This window comes from Pseudomonas sp. AC136 (assembly GCF_979258585.1).
In genome coordinates this window covers 3,724,823-3,749,694 of sequence record NZ_OZ409865.1, presented here as the reverse complement: position 1 = coordinate 3,749,694, position 24,872 = coordinate 3,724,823, and the positions used below count along the sequence as shown (strand labels likewise).

Genomic DNA, 24,872 nt, shown 5'->3' with positions numbered 1-24,872 from the left:
TCGGTGTCGGGTTTCAGCCCAGTTCGATGATTTCGTAGTCGTGGGTAATTTCCACGCCACCGCGGCTGAGCATGATCGAGGCCGAGCAGTATTTTTCAGCGGAGAGTTCAACCGCGCGCTTGACCTGCGCTTCCTTCAAACCGCGGCCCTTCACCACAAAGTGCACGTGAATCTTGGTGAACACTTTTGGCTCTTCGCTCGCGCGTTCGGCTTCAAGAAACGCCTCGCAGCTTTCAACCGGTTGTCGGGATTTCTTCAGGATGCTGACGACGTCGTAGTTGGTGCAGCCGCCTAAGCCGATGAGCACCATCTCCATGGGACGCACGCCCAGGTTGCGTCCGCCGCTCTCGGGCGGGCCGTCCATGACAACAACATGGCCGCTGCCAGACTCACCGAGGAAAAGAGCTTCGCCAGCCCACTGAATCCGCGCTTTCATTGCCACGCCTCCGCTGTTAAAAGGGACGGGAGCTTATCACAAGCTCATAGACCAACTAGTTCAAGCCAGAAACGCTGATAGATAGCTGCCACTGTTAGCCACGTCTCAAAACCGATCAACGGCCATGAGTGTCTGTTAAGCTGGCGACAATTTACTGGCACACTTGCTCGAATAACTTATAAAAAAATTGCTGCTAGACAAAGGGTTGCATCTTATTTTTCTTCGGGGCTAGGGCATGGTAGCTATAACTCTCACACCAAAAATCAAGAACATCGACAAACTGCTCGCGCATTGTCATCGCCGTCGTTACACCGCCAAAAGCACCATCATCTACGCAGGCGATCGCGGCGAGACGTTGTTCTTTATTGTTAAAGGCTCGGTCACCATTCTTATCGAGGATGATGACGGTCGCGAAATGATCATCGCCTATCTCAACTCAGGCGACTTCTTCGGCGAAATGGGCCTGTTTGAAAAAGACGGCATCGAGAAAGAACGCAGCGCCTGGGTGCGGGCGAAAACCGAATGCGAAGTGGCTGAACTGAGCTACGCCAAATTCCGCGAACTGACCCAGCAAGACCCAGACATCCTCTACGCCCTCGGCAGCCAAATGGCGGAGCGTCTGCGCAACACCACCCGTAAAGTGGGCGACCTGGCGTTTCTTGATGTCACTGGCCGCGTTGCACGCACCTTGTTGGACCTGTGCAAACAGCCTGACGCCATGACTCACCCCGACGGTATGCAGATTAAAATCACTCGTCAGGAAATCGGCCGCATCGTCGGTTGCTCCCGTGAGATGGTCGGACGTGTCCTCAAGGCGCTTGAAGAACAAGGCCTGGTCAACGTCAAAGGTAAAACCATGGTGGTGTTCGGCACCCGCTAAGCCCATAAGGCTCGGATAAAAAACCGGACAATAAAAAGGCCAGCTGCGAGCTGGCCTTTTTATTGTCCGGTTTTTTATGTCTGTGGGAGCGGCTTTAGCCGCGATGCTTTTGACTTCAAGAGCATCGCGGCTAAAGCCGCTCCTACAAAGGCGCCACGATCAATCGATGCTGACCGGCCCCTTACGCTCCGGGAAGAACAAGCGCTGCAATTCCTGCCCCGGATTGGCCGCGCGCATAAACGCCTCGCCTACCAGGAAGCCGTACACGTTGCTGATTTCCATCAGTTCCACGTCGGCGCGATTGAGGATGCCGCTCTCGGTAATCACCATGCGGTCACGGGGAATACGCGGCAGTAAATCCAGCGTGGTTTCCAGGCTCACTTCAAAGGTGTGCAGGTTGCGGTTGTTCACGCCCACCAGTGGCGTGTCGAGCACCTTCAAGGCGCGGTCGAGTTCTTCGCCGTCGTGCACTTCCACCAGAACGTCGAGGTTGACCGACTTGGCCACCGCCGCCAGCTCGGCCATGCGCACGTCGTCCAGCGCCGAAACGATCAGCAGAATGCAATCCGCCCCCAGCGCGCGCGCTTCGACAACCTGATACGGGTCGATCATGAAATCTTTGCGAATCACCGGCAGGCCACAGGCCGCGCGGGCTTGCTGCAGGTAATGATCGGCGCCTTGGAAGAAGTCGATATCGGTGAGCACCGACAAGCACGCCGCGCCGCCGGCTTCGTAACTTTGGGCGATCGCCACCGGGTCGAAGTCTTCGCGCAGCACGCCTTTGCTAGGCGACGCCTTTTTGATTTCGGCAATCACGCCCGGCTCTTTGCGTTTGGCCGATTCCAGCAACGCCGCCGCAAAACCGCGCGGTGCATCGGCCGTACGGGCCTGTTGCTCCAGCTCGGCCAGGCTCACCACCGCACGGCGGGCGGCGACTTCTTCGACTTTACGGGCCAGAATTTTTTCCAGGACGGTAGGCACACTCACGCTTGATTCTCCTGGCGGAACACCGCCGTAAAGGACGCCAACTCTTCCATTTTTTCCCGCGCCAAACCGGTGTGCAGCGCGTCGTGGGCCAACTGCACCCCTTCATGCAGGCTAGTCGCTAAATCGGCGGCATACAGGGCCGCGCCGGCATTGAGCACAATCAAGTCGCCGGCTTTCCTGCCAGCCTCGGTTTTGCGACGACCCAGTGCGTCGCGGATCAGCTCCAGCGACGCCGCCGGGCTGGCGACTTCCAGCCCCATCAGCGTTTGGCTGGTAATGCCGAAATCTTCCGGACGTACATCGTATTCGCTGATCTGACCGTCTTTAAGTTCCGCCACATGGGTGGGCGCGGCCAGGCTGAATTCGTCCAGCCCATCACGCGAATGCACCACCAGAATGTGCTCACTGCCCAGACGCTTGAGCACCTCCGCGAGCGGACGGCACAGTTCCTGACTGAACACGCCGACCACCTGATGCTTCACCCCGGCAGGATTGGTCAGTGGGCCGAGCATGTTGAACAAGGTACGCAGCCCCATTTCACGGCGCGGGCCGGCGGCGTATTTCATCGCCTTGTGGTGCACCTGCGCGAACATAAAGCCAACACCCACGCTGTCGATGCAGCGCGCCACTTGTACCGGCGTCAATTCCAAAAAGATGCCGGCCGCTTCGAGCAGATCGGCGCTGCCGCTTTTCCCCGATACCGCGCGGTTGCCATGCTTGGCCACCTTGCCGCCGGCCGCCGCCACGACAAAAGCCGCTGCCGTGGAGACGTTGAAAATGTTGGCGCCATCGCCGCCGGTGCCGACCACGTCGACCACATGTTTGAGCGTCGGCAACTCAACGTGCGCCGCCAGCTCGCGCATGACCGCGACGGCGCCGACGATCTCGTCGATGGTTTCGCTCTTCATGCGCATGCCCATCAGAAAGGCACCGATCTGCGCGTCGGTGCACTGCCCGGTCATGATTTCACGCATGACGTCCTGCATTTCCTCGGTGGTCAGGTCGAGCTGAGCGACCACACGGTTGAGCGCTTCTTTGATGTTCATGCGCGCACGCCCCCGCTTTGTTTGAGGAAGTTGGCAAACAGTTCGTGGCCTTGTTCCGACAGAATCGACTCAGGGTGGAACTGCACGCCTTCGATATTCAGGGTCTTGTGACGCAGGCCCATGATTTCGTCCACCGTGCCGTCCTCGTGCTGAGTCCAGGCCGTCACTTCCAGGCAGTCGGGCAAGGTGTCCAGCTTGACCACCAACGAGTGGTAGCGGGTGACGGTCAGTGGGTTTTTCAAGCCTTCGAACACGCCGGTGTTGTTGTGGTACACCGCGCTGGTTTTGCCGTGCATCACCTGGCGGGCGCGCACTACGTCGCCGCCGAAGGCCTGACCAATGCTTTGGTGGCCCAGGCACACGCCGAGAATCGGCAGTTTGCCGCCGAAGTCCTCGATGGCTTCGATGGAAATACCCGCTTCGCTCGGCGTGCACGGGCCGGGCGATACCACGATGCGTTCCGGCTTCAACGCTTCGACGTCAGCCATGCTGAGCTCATCGTTGCGCACCACTTTCACGTCCGCGCCCAACTCGCCCAGGTACTGCACGACGTTGTAGGTAAAGGAGTCGTAGTTGTCGATCATTAACAGCATGGCAAGTGCTCCTTAGGCGTCGGTGGCGGTGGAAGAAGTGGGGACGGTCTGTTCAGCCAGGGCGACCGCGCGGAACATGGCGCGGCGCTTGTTCAGGGTTTCTTCCCACTCCAGCGCCGGCACCGAATCGGCGACGATGCCGCCACCGGCTTGCACATGCAGCTCACCGTTTTTGATCACGGCGGTACGAATGGCAATGGCGGTGTCCATGTTGCCGTTCCAGGCCAGGTAACCCACCGCGCCGCCGTACACGCCGCGCTTGACTGGCTCCAGCTCGTCGATGATTTCCATGGCGCGAATCTTCGGCGCACCAGACAACGTGCCCGCCGGCAGAATCGCCCGCAGCGCGTCCATGGCCGTCAGCCCGCTTTTCAATTGGCCGGTGACGTTGGAGACGATGTGCATCACGTTGGAATAGCGCTCGATCACCATTTTTTCGGTGAGCTTTACCGTGCCAATTTCCGAAACCCGACCGGTGTCGTTGCGACCCAGGTCGATCAGCATCAAGTGCTCGGCAATTTCCTTGGCGTCGGCCAGCAGGTCTTCTTCCAACGCGCGATCGGCCTCTTCGGTGGCGCCGCGCGGACGCGTGCCGGCAATGGGGCGCACGGTAATCAGGTTGTCTTCAACGCGCACCAGCACTTCCGGCGAACTGCCGACGACATGGAAATCGCCGAAGTTGAAGAAATACATGTAGGGCGTCGGGTTGAAGCAGCGCAGCGCCCGGTACAGGTCGATGGGCGCGGCTTTGAAGTCGATAGACATGCGCTGCGACGGCACCACCTGCATGCAGTCGCCCGCCAGGATGTATTCCTTGATGGTGTCGACCGAGCGCTCGTAATCCTCGCGGGTAAAGCTGGAGCGGAAATTCGGCTCGATGCCCGACTCTTTGGTGAAGTCCAGACCACGACGCGGGGTGATCGGCTGGCGCAGTTTTTCCAGCAGTTCTTCGAGACGCGCCAGGCCGTTTTCGTAAGCGTCGGCTTGCGCCGGGTCGGCCAGCACAATCGCGTGCATCTTGCCGGCCAGGTTGTCGAACACCACCACGGCGTCGGAGACCATCAGCAGAATGTCCGGCACGCCAATCGGGTCCGGATTCGGGCAGGCGCCCAGGCGTTTTTCCACATAGCGCACGCAGTCGTAGCCGAAGTAACCGACGAGGCCGCCGTTGAAGCGCGGCAGGCCAGCGATGGTCGGCACGTTGTAGCGGGCTTTAAAGGTTTCGACAAAGGCCAGCGGGTCTTCACTTTCCAGGCTTTCGATTTCGACGCCGTCGTGGGTCACGCTGATGTGATGGCCATGCACACGCAGCACCGTGCGGCACGGCAGGCCGATGATCGAGTAACGGCCCCACTTCTCGCCGCCCTGTACGGACTCAAGCAAATAGGAGTTGGGTTGGTCGGCCAGCTTGAGGTAGATCGACAGCGGTGTGTCGAAGTCGGCCAGGGTTTCACAGGCAAGGGGAATGCGGTTGTAGCCGTCAGCGGCCAGGCGCAGGAATTCTTCGCGGATCATGTAAACAGCCTCATGGCTTGAGGGTAAAAACCTGGCCGGGATCGCGAGCCGCTCGGGCTATTGGCAGTTACTCACTGCGCGCCCTGTAGGGGGTACTCGCGTCCGTCTTGCTCAGGTTTAGGGTCGTAATGGCAAACACGCAGGCCTTGCGGCCAGGCTCGGATCAGGCGCGCCAACGCCAGCGGGCCAGGGCCTTGAGGATTTTCATCCCGGATTTGACGAACCAGTGTTTGCGGGTGACCACCACGATGGCATCTCTTTGGCGGGGGGATTTGACGGCGTCGGGCAACATTATCTCAGCGGCCGATTCGGCGCAATCGGGCAGCAGTTCGCGCAGATCGTCGATCACCAGTGCCGGTTCTTCCTCGGCAATCGGCCGACCATGGTTATAGCCATAACTCAGCGCCACGCACAGCACACCGGCGGCTTTGGCGGCTTGCACATCGCTGCGCGAGTCGCCGACAAACACCGCTTCGCCCGGCGACACTTCGGCCATTTGCATCACCACATTCAGCGCAGCCGGATCGGGCTTTTGCTGAGGCAGCGTGTCGCCGCCAATGATCCAGCGGAAGTAACGGCCTATGCGCATTTCATCCAGCAGCGGACCGACAAAGCGCTCCGGCTTGTTGGTGATCAGCGCCATCTCGATGCCTTGGCTTTTCAGCCATTTCAGCGTTTCGCGCACGCCTGGGTAGAGCTTGGACAGCGAGTGGTTGTCGGCGTACAGCTCCATGAAAATCGCCAGCGCCTGCTCGGTGTCTTCATCGCTCACCGCTGCGTGGTCGATGCTGCCGGCCAGGGCGCGACGCACCAGCACACGCACGCCGTTGCCGACCCAAGTACGAACCTGCTCGGCACCCGCTGTCGGGCGGTTGAGCTGAATAAGCATGTGGTCAACGGCGGCGGCCAGGTCGGGCACCGAGTCGATCAGGGTGCCGTCCAGGTCGAACATCACCAGGCGCGGCAAGCGCCCGCCGAGCACCTGCGCAAAGCCACTCATGGGCGCGCGAGCGCCAGTTCGGCGCGCATCTGGGCGATGACGGCCGCGTAATCCGGTGTGTTGAAAATGGCCGAACCGGCTACAAAGGTGTCGGCACCTGCCGCTGCGATTTCGCGAATGTTCTGAACGTTCACGCCACCGTCGATTTCCAGGCGAATGTCGCGGCCAGAGGCTTCGATCAGGGCGCGGGCTTCGCGCAGTTTATCCAGCGTGCCGGGGATGAACTTCTGCCCACCAAAGCCTGGGTTCACGCTCATGAGCAGGATCATGTCGACCTTGTCCATCACGTACTTGAGGCTGTCCAGCGAGGTGGCAGGGTTGAACACCAGGCCCGCCTTGCAGCCGCCCGCCTTGATCAACTGCAACGAGCGGTCGATGTGCTGACTGGCTTCAGGGTGAAAGGTGATGTACGTGGCGCCGGCTTCGATAAAGTCGCCAATGATGCGATCAACCGGCGAGACCATCAGGTGCACATCGATAGGAGCTGTAACGCCGTACTTGCGCAGCGCCGAGCAGACCATCGGGCCGATGGTGAGGTTGGGCACGTAGTGGTTGTCCATGACATCGAAGTGCACGATGTCGGCGCCAGCGGCTAGAACGTTGTCCACCTCCTCGCCCAGGCGGGCGAAGTCGGCGGAGAGAATGGATGGGGCAATAGCGAAAGGTTGCATGGCGCACCTCGGACAAAATCAAGGCGCGCATTGTACCCGAGGTTTTACCAACCGACCTCCTGGGCGTCGGCCATGCAGGCTTAACAGGCAACCTCAACAGCATCGCGGCTGAAGCCGCTCCTACAGCTTTCAGTTTTCAGTTTTCAGTTTCCCCACGGCGAACGACCGCCCCCTGTGGGAGAGGCTTTAGCCTCGATTTCCTGGAACAGGCAAACCCAACCTTCCTACTCACTAGCCGAAGTCCGCAACTTCTCACTCCGCCCCCGCAACCACTCCAACGTCAGCAACAACACAATCGAAAACCCAATCAGCAACGTCGCCGCCGCCGCAATGGTGGGGCTGAGGTTTTCGCGGATGCCGCTGAACATCTGCCGAGGCAAGGTCGCCTGGCCAGGCCCGGCGAGGAACAGCGTCACCACCACTTCGTCAAACGAGGTGGCAAAGGCGAACAACGCACCGGAGATCACGCCCGGCGCAATCAGCGGCAAGGTCACACGACGAAACGCGGTAATCGGCGACGCACCGAGGCTGGCCGCCGCACGCACCAGGTTGTAGTTGAAACCCTGCAAGGTGGCCGACACGGTGATGATCACGAACGGCACACCCAACACCGCGTGCACCACGATCAGCGACAGGTAGCTGTTGCCCAAGCCCAGCGGCGCGAAGAACAAATAACTGGCCACGCCGACAATCACCACCGGCACCACCATCGGCGAAATCACCAGGCTCATCACCAGCGCCTTGCCGCGAAACTCGCCACGGGTCAGGCCGATGGCGGCGAGTGTGCCGAACACCATGGCCAGCACCGTGGCGGCGGGCGCTACGATCAGGCTGTTTTTCAGCGAGCGCATCCAGTCGGCCGAGGCGAAGAAGTCCTGGTACCAGTGCAGCGAGAACCCTTGCAGCGGGTACACCAGAAAGCTGCCCGAGTTAAACGACAACGGCACGATCACCAGCACCGGCAGAATCAGAAACAACAACACCAGCGCACACAGACCACGCAGCGTGTAGTACCAAACGCGCTCAATTGGAGACATATAAGGGCTTTGCATCAGAGGTTCTCCTAATCAGCTCAAGCGCAGGCGACTTGCGCCCACCAGCCAGCTGTACACCACGTAAAGGGCCAGGGTCGCGAACAGCAGCAGGCCGCCGAGCGCCGTGGCCATGCCCCAGTTGATGCTGGTGTTGGTGTAGAAGGCGACGAAGTAGCTGACCATCTGATCGCTCGGGCTGCCCAGCAGCGCCGGGGTGATGTAGTAGCCAATGGCGAGAATGAACACCAGCAGGCAACCGGCGCCGACACCGGCCAGGGTTTGCGGGAAGTACACGCGCCAGAAGCTGGCGAAGGGGTGGCAGCCGAGGGAAATTGCCGCACGCATGTAGGTGGGCGAGATGCCCTTCATCACGCTGTAGATCGGCAAAATCATAAACGGCAGCATGATATGCACCATGGCGATGTACACACCGGAACGGTTGAACACCAACTCCAACGGCTTATCAATAATGCCGACCGCCATCAGCGCGCTGTTGATCAGGCCGCCCGATTGCAGCAGCACAATCCACGCAGCCACGCGCACCAGAATCGACGTCCAGAACGGCAGCAGCACCAGAATCATCAACAGGTTGCTCTGGCGCGACGGCAGGTTGGCCAACAGATACGCCAGCGGATAGGCCAGCACCAGGCAGATGGCGGTGATCACCAGGCCCATCCAGAAGGTGCGGGCAAAAATATCGAGGTAAATAGCTTGGTCCGGCGTGGCGGGAGCCACTTCGCCGACGTCGTCGATACGGTGATCGACCGCCGCCAGCAAGTAGTACGGCGTGACGTTTGAGGTGTTGCGGCGAATCACCTGCCAGTAAGCCGGATCGCCCCAGCGCTCATCCAATCCTTCCAGCGCTTCTTTGTAAGAAGCCGGCGCTTCGGCGAACGGCAGCGCGCGGGCAGTTTTCATCAGCAGGCTGCGGTAGCCGGCCGATTCCATATTCAGACGCTTGGACAAATCGCCCAAGACTTGGTTTTTTCGGGCTTCGCCCAGGTCTTCGCTGATGGCCTTGTACACCGGCTCAGCTGGCAAACCTTTGCCATCCCAATCAGCCACCGCCACCACGGTGCGCGGCAGGCCGTTAACCACCTCGGGGTTGGCGACGCTTTTGTAGAGCAGCGCAACAATCGGCACCAGAAACACCAGGAGCAGAAACAGCACCAGCGGCGCGATCAGCGCTTGCGCCTTGAGGCGATTGACCCGCTCGGCACGCGCGAGGCGTTGCTTTAAGGTGGTTTCAGGAATGGCGACGGCCATATGGGCTACTCCAGAGAAATGAAACTACTGCGCTCGGCTATGCGGCGTTAAAAACAGACTCGCAATGCTCATTGGCTACAGCCAACTCCGCTTACTCGCCTGTTTTTGCCTTGCCTATCCTTCGCTCGCTACGTTTCGCGAGCATCGCTTAAGCGCCACCTGCATAAATGCAGGCGGCGTGCTTGCTAATACCCAGCAGATTACTTGGCAGCCCACGAGTTGAAGCGCTGCTCCAACTGCTCGCCGTTGTCGGCCCAGAAGGTCACGTCGATCTGCACTTGATCGGCGATGTTTTCCGGGGTGGTCGGCATGTCTTTCAGGATGCCTTTGTCCAGCAGGGCGACGGCTTTGGAGTTGGCCGGGCCGTAGGCGATGTTTTCCGAGTAGATTTTCTGTTGCTCAGGCTGCACGGAGTAGGCGATGAATTTCTTCGCTTCTTCGACGTTCTTCGAACCCTTCGGAATGGCCCAGGCGTCGAAGTCGTAGATGCCGCCGGTCCAGACCACTTTCAGGTTGCTCTCTTTCTGCACGGCGGCGATGCGACCGTTGTAGGCCGAGCTCATTACCACGTCACCGGAGGCGAGGTATTGCGGCGGCTGAGCGCCGGCTTCCCACCACTGAATGCTCGGTTTCAGCTCGTCGAGTTTTTTGAAGGCGCGGTTCTGGCCGTCTTTGCTGGCCAGTACTTTGTAGACGTCTTTCGGCGCAACGCCGTCGGCCATCAGGGCGAATTCCAGGGTGTACTTCGCGCCTTTACGCAGGCCACGTTTGCCGGGGAATTTTGTGGTGTCCCAGAAATCGGCCCAGCTGGTAGGTGCGGTTTTCAGTTTGTCGGCGTTGTAGGCCAGCACGGTGGACCATACGAAGAAGCCCACGCCGCAGCTTTGAATGGCGCCCGGCACGTAGTCGGCCTTGTTGCCGAACAGCGCAGGGTCGAGGGTTTCGAACATGTCTTCATCGCAGCCGCGCGACAGTTCCGGCGACTCCACTTCTACCAGGTCCCACGACACGCTGTTGGTGTCGACCATGGCTTTGACCTTGGCCATTTCGCCGTTGTACTCACCGGCCACGATCTTGCCTTTGCCGGCCGCTTCCCACGGCTCATAGAACGCTTTGACCTGCGCGGCCTTGTTCGCTCCCCCGAACGAGATCACGGTCAGATCGGCCGCCATGGCCTGGCTGGCAACGGCCAACCCGAGTGCCACGCTGACGAGTTTCAGTGCTTGTTTCATTGTTGTTTTCTCCACAGTGCTGGGTTGAATGACGCGTTATCAAACTGCGAACTTCAAAGCGGTCAGGCTGTTTCCAACAACGGATCCAACGCCCTGACGTGCTCCACCTGCCAACCGAGCGGAACCACGTCGCCCACCGCCAGCGCCGGATCGAGATCGGCGATGGGTTGCTTGACGTAGAAGTCGGCCTTGCCACACACCTCCAGGCGCACACGCACGTGGTCGCCCAGGTAGATAAATTCGGCCACGCGGCCGGAGAATCGGTTGCTGCACACGTCGCTGGCGCTGTTGATCAGCACGCGCTCGGGGCGCACCGACAAGGTCACCGGCTCGCCCGGCTGGCCCACATTGACGGCCAATGCATTGACCTTTTCGCCACGGCCCAGCTCGACCACGCAACGGTCGCCGTCGCGGCTGACCAGGCGGCCATTGAGGCGGTTGTTCTCGCCGATGAAGTTGGCGACAAAGGTGTTCTTCGGCTCTTCGTAGAGTTCACGCGGCGGCGCGATCTGCTGGATTTCGCCCTGGTGAAAGACCGCCACGCGGTCGGACATGGTCAGCGCTTCGCCCTGGTCGTGGGTCACGTACACCACGGTGACGCCCAGGCGCTGGTGCAGGTGTTTGATCTCCATCTGCATGTGCTCGCGCAGCTGTTTATCCAGCGCGCCTAGCGGTTCATCCATCAGCACCAGCTGCGGCTCGAACACCAGCGCGCGGGCCAATGCCACGCGTTGCTGCTGGCCGCCGGACAATTGGCCGGGGTAGCGATTGCGGAAGGTGTCGAGCTGCACCATCGACAACGCACGCTTCACGCGCTCGCTGACATCGGTTTTGTTCATGCCACGCACGGTCAGCGGAAACGCCAGGTTTTCCGCCACGGTCATGTGCGGGAACAAGGCGTAGTTCTGGAACACCATGCCAATGTCGCGCTTGTGCGGCGGCACGTTATTGATGGCGCGGCCCGCCAAAAGAATTTCGCCACTGGTAGGCGTTTCAAAGCCGGCGAGCATCATCAGGCTGGTGGTTTTGCCCGAGCCGGACGGCCCCAGCAGGGTGAGAAATTCGCCTTTGCGAATGTCCAGGTTGAGGTCTTTGACGATGAGGTTTTCGCCGTCGTAGCTTTTCTGAACGCCACGAAAGCTGACCAGCACATCGTTCACTTGCGACTCGCCCATGACCCCACCTTTTTTGATTTTGTACGTCGTGCCTTAAGGCTAGAGAAGCCTGGCGCGCGCGCAAATCGGCGGCTATGAGAGATTGCTATAAGCGCAGCGGAAGTCTGAGGGTAAGGATTGCCCTACCCCCGTGGCGCGTTTGAGTATTGCCAAACGCACGCGCCAGGAGCCAGAGCGGCGGCGCTGTTTGCTGAGGTCGCAAACAGGTAAACCGTGCGAAAAACGCGCCCTACCCCACCCGTTCCAATTCGGCGCGCAGCACGTGCAGGTGGTCGTCCAGCACATCGCGCAGCACCTCGAGCGCAATGTCGCCGCGCTGCGCGGCCAGGCTCTGACGCGCCAAACCGTGCAAGCCGAAGTTTGCCGCGCTGCCCTGCAAACGGTGCAGCAATGCACTGCGCCGCGCCTGCACCGCCTCGCTGCTCGGCGCAGTTAATAACTCCTGCACGCCTTCACGCACTTCCTCCAGCGAGGCCAGGAACGAGGGCAACAAGCGGTCGAACAAATTGGCGCCCAGCCACTGGCGCAACTGTTCGAAGCGCGGCGCGGCCAGGGCGCGTTCGTCGCCACTGGCGAGGTCGGCGGCCGACGGCGCGAACATGTCTTCGCCGCTCAGCAGCGCCTGCAAATGACGGCGTTGCAGCGGCTTGGCCAGCACGCCATCGAGCCCGGCCTGCAGGCAAGCCTGGCGGTCGAGATCTGTGGCGTTGGCGGTGAGCGCCACCATCAGCGGGCCAACGTCGCCTTGTTGCTGGCGGATCATGCGACTGGCTTCCAAGCCGTCCATGTCGGGCAAGCGCATGTCCATCAAAACCAGGTCGTAGTCATGCTCCTGGCAGCTGGCGATGGCGCCTTCGCCGTCGACCGCGGTGTCGACCAAACAGCCCCAACTGAGCAGCAGTTCGCGGGTTACTTCGCGGCTGACCGGCACGTCTTCCACCAGCAACACGTACAGGCCGTCCAGCGGCACGTCCAGATTCAGCTCCGGCTGGTGGCGCAGCAACGGCGGCCACGGCAACGCCAAACGGAAACACGAGCCGACGCCGACGCTGCTTTGCAGGCTGATTTCGCCACCGAGCAGCTGCACCAGCCGCCGCACGATGTACAAACCCAACCCCACGCCCGGCTGGTGGCTGTGCTGGTCAAGCCGGGTGAAGGCGGCGAACACTTGCGACTGCAAGTCATCGGGAATGCCCATGCCAGTGTCGGTGACCACCAGAATAAAACCTTCGCCTTGGGCGTCGGCCTGCACCCGCACATTGATGCCGCCCTGCTGGGTGAACTTGATCGCGTTACCGAGCAGGTTGTAGAGCACCTGCCGCACGCCCACCGGGCTGCCTTCCACCCAGCAGCGCTCCCCCAGGTCCATGTGCAAACTGAGCGCCAGCTGCTTGGCCCCGGCTTGCAGGCGCATCACCTCTACACACTCGCGCACCAGCGCGGCCAGGTCGAACGGCACGCGCAGCGGCAATTTCGCGGTTTCGCTGCGGGCCAGCGCCAGCAGGCCGTCGAGCACATCGGTGAGGTTGCGCGAGGCGTTCTGCACCGTGTCGAGCCGTCGGCGCATCGCCGCCTGCAGTTCATGCTGATCGAGCAGCAGGGAAATGTGTCCCTGAATCGCCACCAGCGGCGTGCGCAGTTCGTGGCTCAGCGTGGCGAGCAGTTCTTCGTTCTGCCGCGCCTCGCGCACGGCCTGGTCGCGCGCCTGTTCCAAGGCGAGCTGCGCGCACACCTCGCGGTCGATGTCTTCAATCACGCCAATCCAGTAACGCGGCCGCTGCGCACGGTCGAGAATGCAGCGCCCGCGCAGCGACACCCACAGCCAGTCGCCGTTGCTGTGGGCCAGGCGCAAGGTGCATTGCAGCTCGCCTTTACCGCGCCTCGCGCGCAGCACTTCGCTCAGTAACCGGCTGCGATCTTGCGGGTGGCTGAGGCTGAGCAAGTTGGGCATGCCGATGGCTTCGCTGTGATACCCCAGCATGCTCCAGCAGCGTTCCGTGCCCTCCAACTGGCGCTTGTGCACATCAAATTTCCAATGGCCAATGTCGCCGCCCTGCACGCCGAGTTCGGCCAAGCGCTGGCTAGTGACATCTTCAAAGGTTGACACCCAGCCGCCGTCCGCCAGCGAGCGCCGGCGCACATCGATAATCAGCCGATTAGCCAGCGGCAGGTCTTCACGGGCGCGCAACTCCTGACCAATCGCCGGCAACAGCAACGCGCATTCGCACGGGTCCAGCGCCAGCTCGGCTTGCTGCAAGCGCTCCAGCAACTGCTCGCGCGTGGTGACCTCGGCCGACATACCGAACAGCCGCCGAAAGCGCTGGTTGATTGCCAGAATGGTGCCCTGGCCGTCCACCGACAGCAGCGCGGCGTCCATGTGTTCGAGGGTGCGGTCGAGCAAGTCGCGGTTCTGTCGCAGCACGGCGGTGCGCTGTTCCACGCGTTGTTCCAGCGATGTGTTCAGGCGCTGCAAGTGGTCCGACAGCTCCACGTTGTGCCGCAGCGCCGCCAGCATCCGCTGCCCCAGCACCACGCCGTGGGACAACAGCAAACCGAGCACGCCCAGGGGAAATACGCTAACCGTCACCAGGCCTTCGGTGTACAGCAGCACGTCGTTGCACACCGCTGCGGTGACCACCAACATGCCCAGCAAAATGCTCTGCGCACCGTCGCGATGGCGCAGCACGGCGTGAATGATGTTGCTGAGAAAGTAGATACACGAGCCCACCACCAACACCGCCGCCAACTCGCGCGTGCCGGTGAACAGCGCGGGCGGCGTGAGCAGAATCAGCAGGGTGATCACCACCGCAATTGCCAACAGCGCGCGCGCCACAATCAGGCTCGACTCTTCCGGAAACAGCCGGCGCAGCAGCAGCGCGTAAATGGCGGGATAGAGAATCTGGCAGATGTATTTGATGTGATAGATCAGGCTGGTCGGCAGGTCGAGGCTGTCCATCAGGCTGCTGTTGGCCGCCGCGCTCATCGCCGCCAAACCGAGCATCAAGCTGAACGGGCCGCTGAGCATCTGCTGGCTGTTCCAACTGCCCAGCAGCAACAGATAGAACGCCATCAGAATGCAGCCGCCCAGCGTGAACAACTGCACGCCTTGGCCGATGGCGGCGCGGTGTTCGAGGTAATTGCGGGCGCCCACCAGAATCGGCATATCGATGCCGCCTTCACGATGGAAATGGTTCGACACCTCGATGCGCACCAACACGCTGTCGGCCCCGATGGGCAGAGGAATGAGCAACGGGCGGATGCGCGCCTGCTCGACATCGGCCTCACCGACACGGCCGGCGGTGGCCACCAGCTGACCGTCCACCCAAACGCGCCCGGCGGACTTCAGCGCATCGATATACAACGCCAGCGGTTCGTTGGAGACCGGCAGCAACAACTGCGTGCTGAACTCCACCCGGCCGAACCCAACCTCGCCCCACCACTTCGGCGTGCCGTTGTGCCAGGTAAACGGCAACGTCACCCGCTGCGGCGCGTGGGCACCGTCGCGCCAGGTCAGCAGCCATTGGCCATTCATAATGCGCATCGGCTCGGTGTCCGGCGACCAGGCGCGCAAATCCACCGACCCCGGATACCCCGCCCACGCAGAGGCAGAACACGCCAGCAACAGCGACAACAGCAGCAGACGAAGAGCAGCCACGGAGGCCTCGCAGCGTGGGGGATGTAGAGGAAATGCACGCTACGCAAAAGCGTGAATGGAGGCAAATTGATAGCAGCGTGTTAGCCACGGATTATCGTAGGAGCGGCCTTGGTCGCGAACCCTGCAAACACCATTCGCGACCGGCGTTTGCAGGGTTCGCCAGCAAGCTGGCTCCTACAAAACCGGTCGCGCTTTTGGCTAGCTACCCCGCTGCTGCAACCACGTCAGAAACTCTTCCTCACTCAACGGGTGACTGAAGTAGAACCCCTGCCCCAACGCGCAATCGAGCCCGCGCAGGCTCTCGAACTGTGCGGAGTTTTCGATGCCTTCGGCCACGCATTCCAGGCCGAGGTTGCGGGCGATCATCAGGATGGTTTCGACCAGCATCATTCCGCTGGCATCGTCGGGCAGGTCGTTGACGAAGCTGCGGTCCACTTTCAGCCGGTCCAGCGGCAAACGCTTGAGGTAGGTGAGCGAGGAATAGCCGGTGCCGAAATCGTCGATGGCGAAGCGCACGCCAAGCGCTTTCAGCGCCTGCATGGCGGCGATGCATTGGTCGACGTCTTCGAGCAGCACGCCTTCGGTAATTTCCAGCTCCAGCACGCTGGCGGGCAGGTCGTAGCGATTGAGGCAGTCGGCCACGCGTTGCACCACGTCGAACTGACGCAGTTCATGGGGGCTGAGGTTGACGGCCAGCACCAGCTCCGGCAATCGCCAGTGCCAACGCGCGAGCGCGGCGCACGCTTCATCAAGTACCCAGGCGCCGATGTCCAGAATCAGTCCGGTTTCTTCGGCCAGGGGAATGAACTGCGCGGGCGGAATTTCGCCGCGTTCGGGATGAGTCCAGCGCAGCAGGACTTCGGCGCCCACCACCTTGCCGGTCTTCAGGTCCAGCTGCGGCTGAAACGCCAGGTGCAGTTGGTCGCGGGCAATCGCTTGGCGCAGTTCGCCTTGCAGTTGCAGGCGCTGGTCGATGGCCGCCTGCATGGCCGGGGCAAAGAAGTGCAGCGCGTTGCGTCCGCCGCGCTTGGCGCGGTACATGGCGGTGTCGGCCTGTTTCAGCACATCGGCGGCGCCCTGGTCGCCCACCGGGTGCAGGGCAATGCCGATGCTGGCGCTGATGGACAGTTCGTGGCCGTCGATGTGGTAGCTGCCGAGCAAGCTTTGCAGCAGCTTTTCGCCGACGTCGGCGGCGTGTTCGCCGGCAATTTCCGGGTTGTCGCCAATGCTTTCCAGCAGCACCACGAACTCGTCGCCGCCCAGGCGTGCCAGGGTGTCTTCGGCGCGTAGGCAGCCGGCCAGGCGCGTGGTGACTTCGCGCAACAAGGCGTCGCCAACCGGATGGCCGAGGCTGTCGTTCACGGTTTTGAAGTGGTCGAGGTCGATAAACAGCAGCGCGCCAAACGAGCTGTCGCGAATTTCGCGGGTCATGGCGTGTTGCAAACGGTCGAGCAGCAAGCGGCGGTTGGGCAAGCCGGTCAATTCGTCGCTGTAGGCCAGGCGCTCGATTTCCCGCTGGTAGCGCTGGCGCTCGGAAATATCGGTGACGCTGGCGCGAATCAATTTCTGCTCGCCGGGCATGCGCACCAAGCGCACCTCGCACGGCAACTGGCGCCCGGCGCTGTCGCGGTGCAACCACTCGAATACCGGCGCCGCGCCTTCCAGCGCTGCTGTGGTGTAGCCATTGCCCGCTTGTACCGACAAGCGCCCATCGGCCTGGCGGGCCGGGCTCAGTTCCACGGGACGACGACCAATCAACTCGTTGCGGCTGAGTTTGAACAGGCGCTCGGCGTTTTCGTTTACATCAACCAGGCCGCCGTCTTCGGTGAACAGCAAGATGGCTTCCGGCGCGTGTTCCACCAGCGTGCGATAGCGTGCTTCGGCTTCGTAGCGGGCGGTGATGTCTTCGATCAGCGCCAGACACGCTTCCAGTTGCCCCTGCGGATCGCGCACTGCGCGCAGGCTCAGGCGCGTGTAAATGACGCTGCCGTCTTCGCGCAGGAAGCGTTTTTCCAGTTCGTAGTCGTCGCGCTCGCCCAGGGCCACGCTTTCAAACAGCGGTTGCTCGATCAGCAAATCGTCGGCGTGGGTGATTTGCGCCCAGCCGCAGTTGCGCAGGTAATCGCGCCCGCGCCCTAGTATCTGGCAAAGCTTGCTGTTGACCTCCAGCCACATGCCTTGCGGGCTGATCATGGCCATGCCGATCAGCGGCGCTTCGAAGAACAGTCGCAGCCATTCGTCCCGTTCGCGCAGTTGCTGCTCGGCGAGCTTGCGGGCCGAGATGTCTTGAATGGCGCCATAGATGCGGATCACCTGGCCTTCGTCCATTTCCGCCAGGCCCATCACGCGCAGGAACCGCGAGTTTCCTTTGGCGGTTATCAGCCGCACTTCCACATCGAACGGTCGGCCATCACTGAGGGTGTCGGTGACAGTCCGACGCGCAATGGCCTGGCCTTCTTTATCGAGGTAGCTGATGGCCTGCTCGAAGTTCGGCGTGGCGCCGGTGGGGTCGAGTTCGTAGAGGCGAAAGCAGCCTTCGCTCCAGAACATGTCCAGGCCCGGCACTTCGAGCACCCAGCCGCCGATATCGGCGATGGCTTCGGTCTGCGACAGCAGATGGGTTTGGCGCAGCAGTTCTTCGCGGCGTGCCGACACTTCGCTGGCCAGGCGCTCGCGGGATGTCACGTCGTTTTGCAGGGCGATGTAATGGCTGATGCCCTGGTCGTCGCGCAACGGCGACAAGGTGATTTCGTTCCAGAACGGCGTGCCGTTTTTGCGGTAGTTGCGCAGGATCACCTGCGTGGCCTCGCCGCGTTGCAGGGCGGCGCGCATGCGGTGCAGATCGGCCTGGTTGCGGTCGGTGCCTTGCAGGAATCGGCAGTTTCGGCCTTGCGCTTCGCTGCTGCTGTAGCCGGTGATGCGCTCGAACATCGGGTTGCAGTAGATCAGTGGCAGGTCGGGCTGGCGCGCGTCGGCAATGGTGATGCCCAGCGGGCTGGCTTCCAGCGCCAGGTTGGCCAGGGCCAGTTGCTGTTGCATGTGGGCGCTGCGGCTGAGGGCCAGGCGCAGATCGCTGAGGCTGCGGCCGATCAACAAGGTGGCGACCGTCAGCAGCAGCACGCTGAGGTGCAATTCGGTGAGCGGCGCGTTCAACAGGGCGGCGGGACTAGGGCGCTCTTGCAGCAGCGGCAGGGCGAGCACCACCAAGCTGCTCATGATGGCGCCGCACAAAGCGCCGGGATAACCCCAGAGCATGGCCAGGCTGAGCATCACCACGCCGAGCAACGGCAGCTGCAGGGGAGCCGGCAAGATGTCGAGCAGAAACGGCAAGCCGAACATCAAACTCACCAGCAGCCACCAGGGCGGCGAACGGCGCAGCGGTTCAGCCAGCAACTCCACGCGGTGATCGCTGCCCGTGCCGAACGGCGCCACCCAGCCGAGCCGGCGCAGGTACAGCGTGAGGTAACTGAGCATGGGCGTGACGATGACCAGCGTGCTGAAGCTGTCGGCCAGCCACATGTTCAGGCTGTCCATCGCCCAGTCGGTTTTCGGCGCGTGGAAGCAGACAAACAAGGCGGCCTGTTTGAGCAGCGCCAGCAGTGACACGGGCACCAGAACGCCCAACAGCAGATAGCGAATCACATGACTGAGGTCGGGCAAGGCGAAATCGAAGGGGCGCCGGTTTAGCAACCACCAGCCGCAGGCGACGGCGATCACCTCGGGTAAGCCAAACACCGGCCCCCATTGCCACGCCACACCCCACAACGGCGCGCTGGCGGCGGAGTTGATGTAGACGGCCAGCAACACCCGCGGCCCCCACCAATAGGTGAACACCAGACCGAGCGCAAACGGCAGGTACCACAGCGCGAGACCCGGTGTGAATTGGGTAGACAGCGAACACCACGTCGCCAGATGCAACAGTGGCAATGGCAGCCACCAGGTCCACTTCGGGGGATGATTGAAAACAGCCGGCATGCGGACCTCGGGACAAGACGCTGCCATAGCATAGAACAGCGCCACGAAAGGCGTGGTGCTGTTTTGCCAGTACCGATAAGTCCGATGGTCGTGTAGGAGCGACCTGGGTCGCGAACCGTGCAAACGGAGGTCTGACCGCTGTGGTTTGCAGGGTTCGCCAGCAAGCTGGCTCCTACAGGCAGACCGAGTCGGTGTTACACCGCGTCGCGCGGCAGCAGCAGGCCCAAGGGCAAGCACACCCGCGCTTCCAGCCCGCCGCCCGAGCGGTTGCGCAGTTCTACGCTGCCGCCGTGCTGAGCGGCGATGCGTTTAACGATGGCCAGGCCCAGGCCGGTGCCTTTGCCGCCACGGGCGCGGTCGCCTCGGATGAAGGGGTTGAAGATGTCGCCCAGTTCCGCCGGATCAATGCCGTTGCCCCGGTCGAGCACGCTGAGCACCACGTACGGCGCACTGCTATCGCCCGACACATACGCCGCCACTTCCACCGCATTGCCGCCATGGTGCAGGGCATTTTCGATCAGGTTGTTGAGCAGACGCTTCATCGACACCCGACGCAGCGGAAACGGCGGCACGGGTTCCAGGCACAGGCGCACGTTTTCTTTGTCGTGGTTGAACGGCGCCACGGCGTCCGCGACCAGGTCGGCGAGGTCCACTTCTTCCAGGCGCTCGTCGCGGCCGTCGCGGATAAAGGCCAGGAACTGGTCGAGGATGGCATCCATGTCTTCGATGTCGCGCACCATGTCTTCGACCAGCTCGGTGTCGCTGTTAAGCAACTCCAGGCCCAAACGCAAGCGCGTCAGCGGCGTACGCAAATCGTGGGAAACGCCAGCCAGCATCAGCTCACGCTCGCGGGCGGCTTGCTCCAGGCCATCGGCCATCTGGTTGAAGGCGCTGTAGACCTCGGTCATTTCGCTCGGCGTGTCGCTGATCGGCAAGCGTACGCTGCGGCCCTGCCCCAACTGGCGCGTCGCCGATACCAAGCGTTGCAGCGGCTGGTTGAGTTGACGCACGAAGATCCACGCCGCTGCCGTCGACAGCACGCCGATGGCCAGAAACCAGCCCAGCACACCCCAGATTTTCTGCCCGCGCAGCGGATGCGGGTACAGCGGCACTTCCACCCACCCATCGCCCAACGCCGGCGCCCGCACCCACAGCGCCGACGGTTGATGGATGCGCAGCCGCACCTCGGTGTCCGGCCCCAGCTCCATGCGCATTTGCCGCTGGAAGATGCCGGTGTACGGCCAATGCTGCTCGCCGGGCGGCTCTTCAGCGTCGGAGGTCCAGCGCAGGCCGGCGGCTTTTTCGATAACGGCGCGCTTGTCTTCCTCGGTTGCCCAATAGGCGCGCAGCGTCAGGGCGGCGCCGTGGCTGTACTGGCGGTCCACCAGCACATCCTCGTTCATCATCAGATAAACCAGGGTCAGCGCTTTGGAAAACAGCACCACCACCAACACCAACCACAGGGTGCGGGCGAAGAAGCTTTGGGGGAACCAGACGGGGGTTTTCATGGCAAGGCAGAGATTCTGGGGGAGAGGGTTTTGTAGGAGCGGCTTAAGCCGCGATGCTTTTAATCAAGCGCATCGCGGCTATAGCCGCTCCCACAAGGAGGGTGATGCAGCGTTACTTATTACCATCCGGCACAAACACATAACCCACGCCCCACACGGTCTGGATATACCGTGGTTTGGACGGGTCCGGCTCGATCAACCGGCGCAGGCGGGAAATCTGCACGTCGATGGAACGCTCCAGCGCGTCCCACTCACGGCCGCGGGCCAGGTTCATCAGTTTGTCGCGGGTCAGCGGCTCGCGGGCGTGTTGCACCAGCGCTTTGAGCACGGCGAACTCGCCGGTGGTGAGCATGTGCACTTCTTCGCCGCGCTTGAGTTCGCGGGTGGCGAGGAACAATTCGTAGTCGCCGAAGGTCACGGTTTCGTCTTCGCTGCCTGGCGCGCCCGGAACGGAAACGGTCTGGCGGCGCAGCACGGCTTTGATGCGTGCGAGCAATTCGCGAGGGTTGAACGGTTTGGCCAGGTAGTCGTCGGCGCCCTGTTCGAGGCCTTGAATCCGGCTGCTCTCATCGCCTTTGGCGGTGAGCATGATGATCGGCATCTGGTTGTTGGCTTCGCGCAAGCGTTTGCAGGCCGAGAGGCCGTCTTCGCCGGGAAGCATGAGGTCCAGAACCAGCAGTTGGAAGAGTTCACGCGAGAGCAGACGGTCCATCTGCTCCACATTTTCCACCGCCCGAACGCGGTAGCCTTGCTCTTCCAGGAAACGTTCCAACAGGCGTCGCAGACCGGGATCGTCATCGACGATCAGGATTTTTTCGCCTTCCAGCGGGGCCGTATTGCTCATAGGTGCTCCTTCAAATCGTCGCGCATTATGGCGCAGAGACCGCGCAGCAGTTGCGCACCATTCGTTAGCAGATTTTTCCCGGTTGCAACAAAAGGGCCTGGGTATAATGCCGGCCCTTCACGTTTTCATGTCAGCTCGTCTTATTAAAGTGGGTCTTTTATTAATGGATAGCATCAACAACCGTATCGCCCAGGAACTGGGTGTTCGCCCGCAGCAAGTCGCCGCTGCAGTCGCTTTGCTGGATGAAGGTTCCACGGTTCCCTTTATCGCCCGTTACCGTAAAGAAGTCACCGGCAGCCTGGATGACACCCAACTGCGAAACCTCGAAGAGCGCCTGCGCTACCTGCGCGAACTCGACGAGCGCCGCGCCAGCATCCTGGCCAGCATTGAAGAACAAGGCAAGCTCACCCCGGAGCTGACCCGCGAAATCAACCTCGCCGACACCAAGACCCGCCTCGAAGACCTGTACCTGCCTTATAAGCAGAAGCGCCGCACCAAGGGCCAGATCGCCCTGGAAGCCGGCATCGGCGAGTTGGCCGACGGCCTGTTCAACGACCCAACCCTTACGCCAGAAACCGAAGCCGCTCGTTTTGTCGACGCAGAGAAAGGCTTCGCCGATGTAAAAGCCGTGCTCGAAGGCGCCAAGTACATCCTCATGGAGCGCTTCGCCGAAGACGCCAAGCTGCTCGACAAACTGCGCAGCTTCCTCAAGCACGAAGCCATCCTCAGCGCCCGGGTAGTGGCTGGCAAAGAGGAAGAAGGCGCTAAATTCCGCGATTACTTCGAACACGACGAACCGCTGAAAAGCATGCCGTCGCACCGTGCGCTGGCCATTTTCCGTGGCCGCAACGAAGGCATTTTGAGCTCCGCACTGAAAGTCGGCGACGAGACGCCCGGCGCCCTGCACCCGTGCGAAGGCATGATCGGCGAGCATTTCAGCATTCGTAACGAAAACCGCGCCGCCGACAAATGGCTGGGCGAAGTGGTGCGCTGGACCTGGAAGGTCAAGCTCTACACGCACCTTGAAACCGACCTGCTCGGCGAGCTGCGCGACGGCGCCGAAACCGAGGCGATCAACGTCTTCGCCCACAACCTGCACGACCTGCTGTTGGCCGCACCGGCCGGCCCGCGCGCCACCTTGGGCCTGGACCCGGGCCTGCGCACCGGCTGCAAAATCGCCGTGGTCGATGCCACCGGCAAGCTGCTGGAATACGCCACCGTGTACCCCCACGTGCCGCAAAAGCAGTGGGACCAGACCTTGGCCATCCTCGGCGCGCTGTGCATCAAACACCGCGTCGACCTGATCTCCATCGGCAACGGCACCGCCAGCCGCGAGAGCGACAAACTGGCCGCCGAACTGATCAAAAAACTGCCCGAGCTGAAAATGACCAAAATCATGGTCAGCGAAGCCGGCGCCTCGGTGTATTCCGCCTCTGAATTGGCAGCCAAAGAATTCCCGGATCTGGACGTCTCGATTCGCGGCGCCGTGTCGATTGCCCGTCGCCTGCAAGACCCGCTGGCCGAGCTGGTGAAAATCGACCCGAAATCCATCGGCGTTGGCCAGTACCAGCACGACGTGTCGCAACTGAAACTGGCGCGCAGCCTGGACGCCGTGGTCGAAGACTGCGTGAACGCCGTGGGCGTGGACGTAAACACTGCCTCGGTGCCGCTGCTGGCGCGTATCTCCGGGCTGAACACCACGCTGGCGCAAAACATCGTTAACCACCGTGACGCCCACGGCGCGTTCAAAACCCGCGATGCGCTGAAAAAGGTGCCGCGCCTGGGCGATAAAACCTTCGAGCAAGCGGCCGGCTTCCTGCGCGTGATGAACGGCGACAACCCGCTCGACGCTTCCGCCGTGCACCCGGAAACCTACCCGCTGGTGGAACGCATTGCTGCGGACACCGGCCGCGACCTGCGCTCGCTGATTGGCGACGCCAGCTTCCTCAAGCGCCTGGACCCGAAGAAATTCACGGACGAAACCTTTGGTCTGGTGACCGTCAGCGACATTCTCGCCGAGCTGGAGAAGCCCGGCCGCGACCCGCGTCCAGAGTTCAAAACCGCTGAATTCCAGGACGGCGTGGAAACCCTGCAAGACCTGCAACTGGGCATGATCCTCGAAGGCGTGGTGACCAACGTCACCAACTTCGGCGCGTTCGTGGACATCGGCGTGCACCAGGACGGCCTGGTGCACATCTCGGCGCTGTCGGAGAAATTCGTCAAAGACCCGCGTGAAGCGGTGAAGGCCGGCGACGTGGTGAAGGTCAAGGTGATGGAAGTGGACATTCCGCGTAACCGCATCGCCTTGTCCATGCGCATGGGCGACACCCCCGGCGAGAAAATCGACGGCCCGCGCGGCGGCGAGAAACGTGGCGGCGGCAAGCCTCGCCCGCAGGCGCAACCGACCACACAGCCGGCGCCAAGCAACAACGCCATGGCTTCGCTGTTCGCCAACGCCAAGCAACTACGGAAATAAACCATGACCCAGCCAGCGGACCCGCTTTCCAATTCCGAAGAAGTCGGCAGTAAAAGCGCATTCGCCCGCTTGCTGGGCTTGCACATTCTCAAGGCCGACGGCGGCGAGGCGATTATTCGCCTGAGCATGCACGACGGCCTGCGCAACCTGCACGGCAAGCTGCACGGCGGCGCGTTGTTTTCGCTGATCGACACGGCCATGGGCCAGGCCAGCCACAGCGTGGTCGGCGGGCCGGGCACGGTGACGCTGGAGAGCAAGATCAACTACATCCGCCCGGTAGACGAGGGCGACATCCTCTGCCGCGCGTGGGTAGTGCACGCCGGCCGGCGCACGCAAGTGATCGAAGCCGAGGTGCACCAGGGCGACAAACTGGTGGCCAAAGCCCAAGCGACCTTCGCCTGCCTGTAAACGCCCCGCTCAACTACCGCCCGAGAGCGGCTAGGTGAGTTCCGCCTGCGGTGCGGGTAATCTGTTGCGAAATTGCGTAAACCAGGCGACCACGCCAGTTGTTTCCCATTGCCCTTGCAGACCGTTGATCTAGCCCCCATATAGGGCCGACTGACGCGAAGGAACACAAAA

The 24,872-nt window shown here is 61.9% G+C and carries 18 protein-coding genes; 3 read left to right on the top strand and 15 right to left on the bottom strand.

The window, feature by feature from the left end; translation table 11 throughout:
- Positions 1 to 13: 13 nt before the first annotated feature.
- Entirely contained in the window at positions 14 to 436 is a 423-nt protein-coding gene (locus ACZZZU_RS16635) for an OsmC family protein (RefSeq protein WP_108099318.1), read from the bottom strand.
- Between the two features lie 235 nt (positions 437 to 671).
- Here ACZZZU_RS16635 and crp point away from each other — a divergent pair, with 235 nt between their 5' ends.
- Complete coding sequence (gene crp, locus ACZZZU_RS16630; protein WP_108099316.1) at positions 672 to 1,316, top strand: cAMP-activated global transcriptional regulator CRP; 645 nt, start codon at positions 672 to 674, stop codon at positions 1,314 to 1,316.
- A 159-nt stretch (positions 1,317 to 1,475) separates the two neighbouring features.
- On the opposite strand, the gene trpC is transcribed toward crp, so the two are convergent.
- The 14 genes from trpC to ompR form a co-directional block, all read right to left on the bottom strand.
- Positions 1,476 to 2,303 carry an indole-3-glycerol phosphate synthase TrpC gene (gene trpC / locus ACZZZU_RS16625; RefSeq protein ID WP_463551236.1) on the bottom strand — a complete coding sequence of 276 codons (828 nt, stop codon included), beginning with the start codon at positions 2,301 to 2,303 and terminating at the stop codon, positions 1,476 to 1,478.
- Entirely contained in the window at positions 2,300 to 3,349 is a 1,050-nt protein-coding gene (gene trpD, locus ACZZZU_RS16620) for an anthranilate phosphoribosyltransferase (protein ID WP_463551235.1), read from the bottom strand. The genes trpC and trpD overlap by 4 nt, the downstream gene beginning before the upstream one ends.
- Positions 3,346 to 3,942 carry an aminodeoxychorismate/anthranilate synthase component II gene (locus ACZZZU_RS16615; protein WP_463551234.1) on the bottom strand — a complete coding sequence of 199 codons (597 nt, stop codon included), beginning with the start codon at positions 3,940 to 3,942 and terminating at the stop codon, positions 3,346 to 3,348. Before ACZZZU_RS16615 ends, trpD begins: the two co-directional genes overlap by 4 nt.
- 12 nt (positions 3,943 to 3,954) lie before the next feature.
- Positions 3,955 to 5,457 carry an anthranilate synthase component I gene (trpE, locus tag ACZZZU_RS16610; RefSeq protein WP_463551233.1) on the bottom strand — a complete coding sequence of 501 codons (1,503 nt, stop codon included), beginning with the start codon at positions 5,455 to 5,457 and terminating at the stop codon, positions 3,955 to 3,957.
- 163 nt (positions 5,458 to 5,620) lie between these two features.
- The gene (locus ACZZZU_RS16605) at positions 5,621 to 6,457 is read right to left on the bottom strand and encodes a phosphoglycolate phosphatase (protein WP_463551232.1); all 837 of its coding nucleotides are present in this window, start codon (positions 6,455 to 6,457) and stop codon (positions 5,621 to 5,623) included.
- Positions 6,454 to 7,128 carry a ribulose-phosphate 3-epimerase gene (gene rpe, locus ACZZZU_RS16600; RefSeq protein ID WP_122497366.1) on the bottom strand — a complete coding sequence of 225 codons (675 nt, stop codon included), beginning with the start codon at positions 7,126 to 7,128 and terminating at the stop codon, positions 6,454 to 6,456. The genes ACZZZU_RS16605 and rpe overlap by 4 nt, the downstream gene beginning before the upstream one ends.
- Before the next feature lie 224 nt (positions 7,129 to 7,352).
- Positions 7,353 to 8,180 (bottom strand): ABC transporter permease, encoded by an 828-nt coding sequence (locus ACZZZU_RS16595; protein WP_463551231.1) that lies wholly within the window; start codon positions 8,178 to 8,180, stop codon positions 7,353 to 7,355.
- A 15-nt stretch (positions 8,181 to 8,195) separates the two neighbouring features.
- Positions 8,196 to 9,428 (bottom strand): ABC transporter permease, encoded by a 1,233-nt coding sequence (locus tag ACZZZU_RS16590; protein WP_463551230.1) that lies wholly within the window; start codon positions 9,426 to 9,428, stop codon positions 8,196 to 8,198.
- A gap of 200 nt (positions 9,429 to 9,628) precedes the next feature.
- Positions 9,629 to 10,660, bottom strand: a complete 1,032-nt coding sequence (locus ACZZZU_RS16585) for an ABC transporter substrate-binding protein (RefSeq protein ID WP_122497379.1) — start codon at positions 10,658 to 10,660, stop codon at positions 9,629 to 9,631.
- Positions 10,661 to 10,722: 62 nt separating this feature from the next.
- The gene (locus ACZZZU_RS16580) at positions 10,723 to 11,835 is read right to left on the bottom strand and encodes an ABC transporter ATP-binding protein (protein WP_463551229.1); all 1,113 of its coding nucleotides are present in this window, start codon (positions 11,833 to 11,835) and stop codon (positions 10,723 to 10,725) included.
- 229 nt (positions 11,836 to 12,064) lie between these two features.
- On the bottom strand, positions 12,065 to 15,490 hold the full coding sequence (locus tag ACZZZU_RS16575) for an ATP-binding protein (RefSeq protein ID WP_463551228.1): 3,426 nt from the start codon (positions 15,488 to 15,490) through the stop codon (positions 12,065 to 12,067).
- A 198-nt stretch (positions 15,491 to 15,688) separates the two neighbouring features.
- Positions 15,689 to 19,465, bottom strand: coding sequence for an EAL domain-containing protein (locus tag ACZZZU_RS16570; protein ID WP_463551227.1), 3,777 nt, complete (start codon positions 19,463 to 19,465; stop codon positions 15,689 to 15,691).
- 194 nt (positions 19,466 to 19,659) lie between these two features.
- Positions 19,660 to 20,973: an ATP-binding protein gene (locus ACZZZU_RS16565; RefSeq protein ID WP_122497387.1), complete on the bottom strand. Its 1,314-nt coding sequence runs from the start codon at positions 20,971 to 20,973 to the stop codon at positions 19,660 to 19,662.
- A 112-nt stretch (positions 20,974 to 21,085) separates the two neighbouring features.
- Positions 21,086 to 21,817 carry an osmolarity response regulator transcription factor OmpR gene (ompR, locus tag ACZZZU_RS16560; RefSeq protein ID WP_122497389.1) on the bottom strand — a complete coding sequence of 244 codons (732 nt, stop codon included), beginning with the start codon at positions 21,815 to 21,817 and terminating at the stop codon, positions 21,086 to 21,088.
- 163 nt (positions 21,818 to 21,980) lie between these two features.
- Between ompR and ACZZZU_RS16555 the strand changes: the two genes are divergently transcribed.
- Complete coding sequence (locus ACZZZU_RS16555) at positions 21,981 to 24,293, top strand: Tex family protein (RefSeq protein ID WP_463551226.1); 2,313 nt, start codon at positions 21,981 to 21,983, stop codon at positions 24,291 to 24,293.
- A gap of 3 nt (positions 24,294 to 24,296) precedes the next feature.
- Positions 24,297 to 24,701, top strand: coding sequence for a PaaI family thioesterase (locus ACZZZU_RS16550; RefSeq protein ID WP_122497393.1), 405 nt, complete (start codon positions 24,297 to 24,299; stop codon positions 24,699 to 24,701).
- Positions 24,702 to 24,872: the final 171 nt, after the last annotated feature.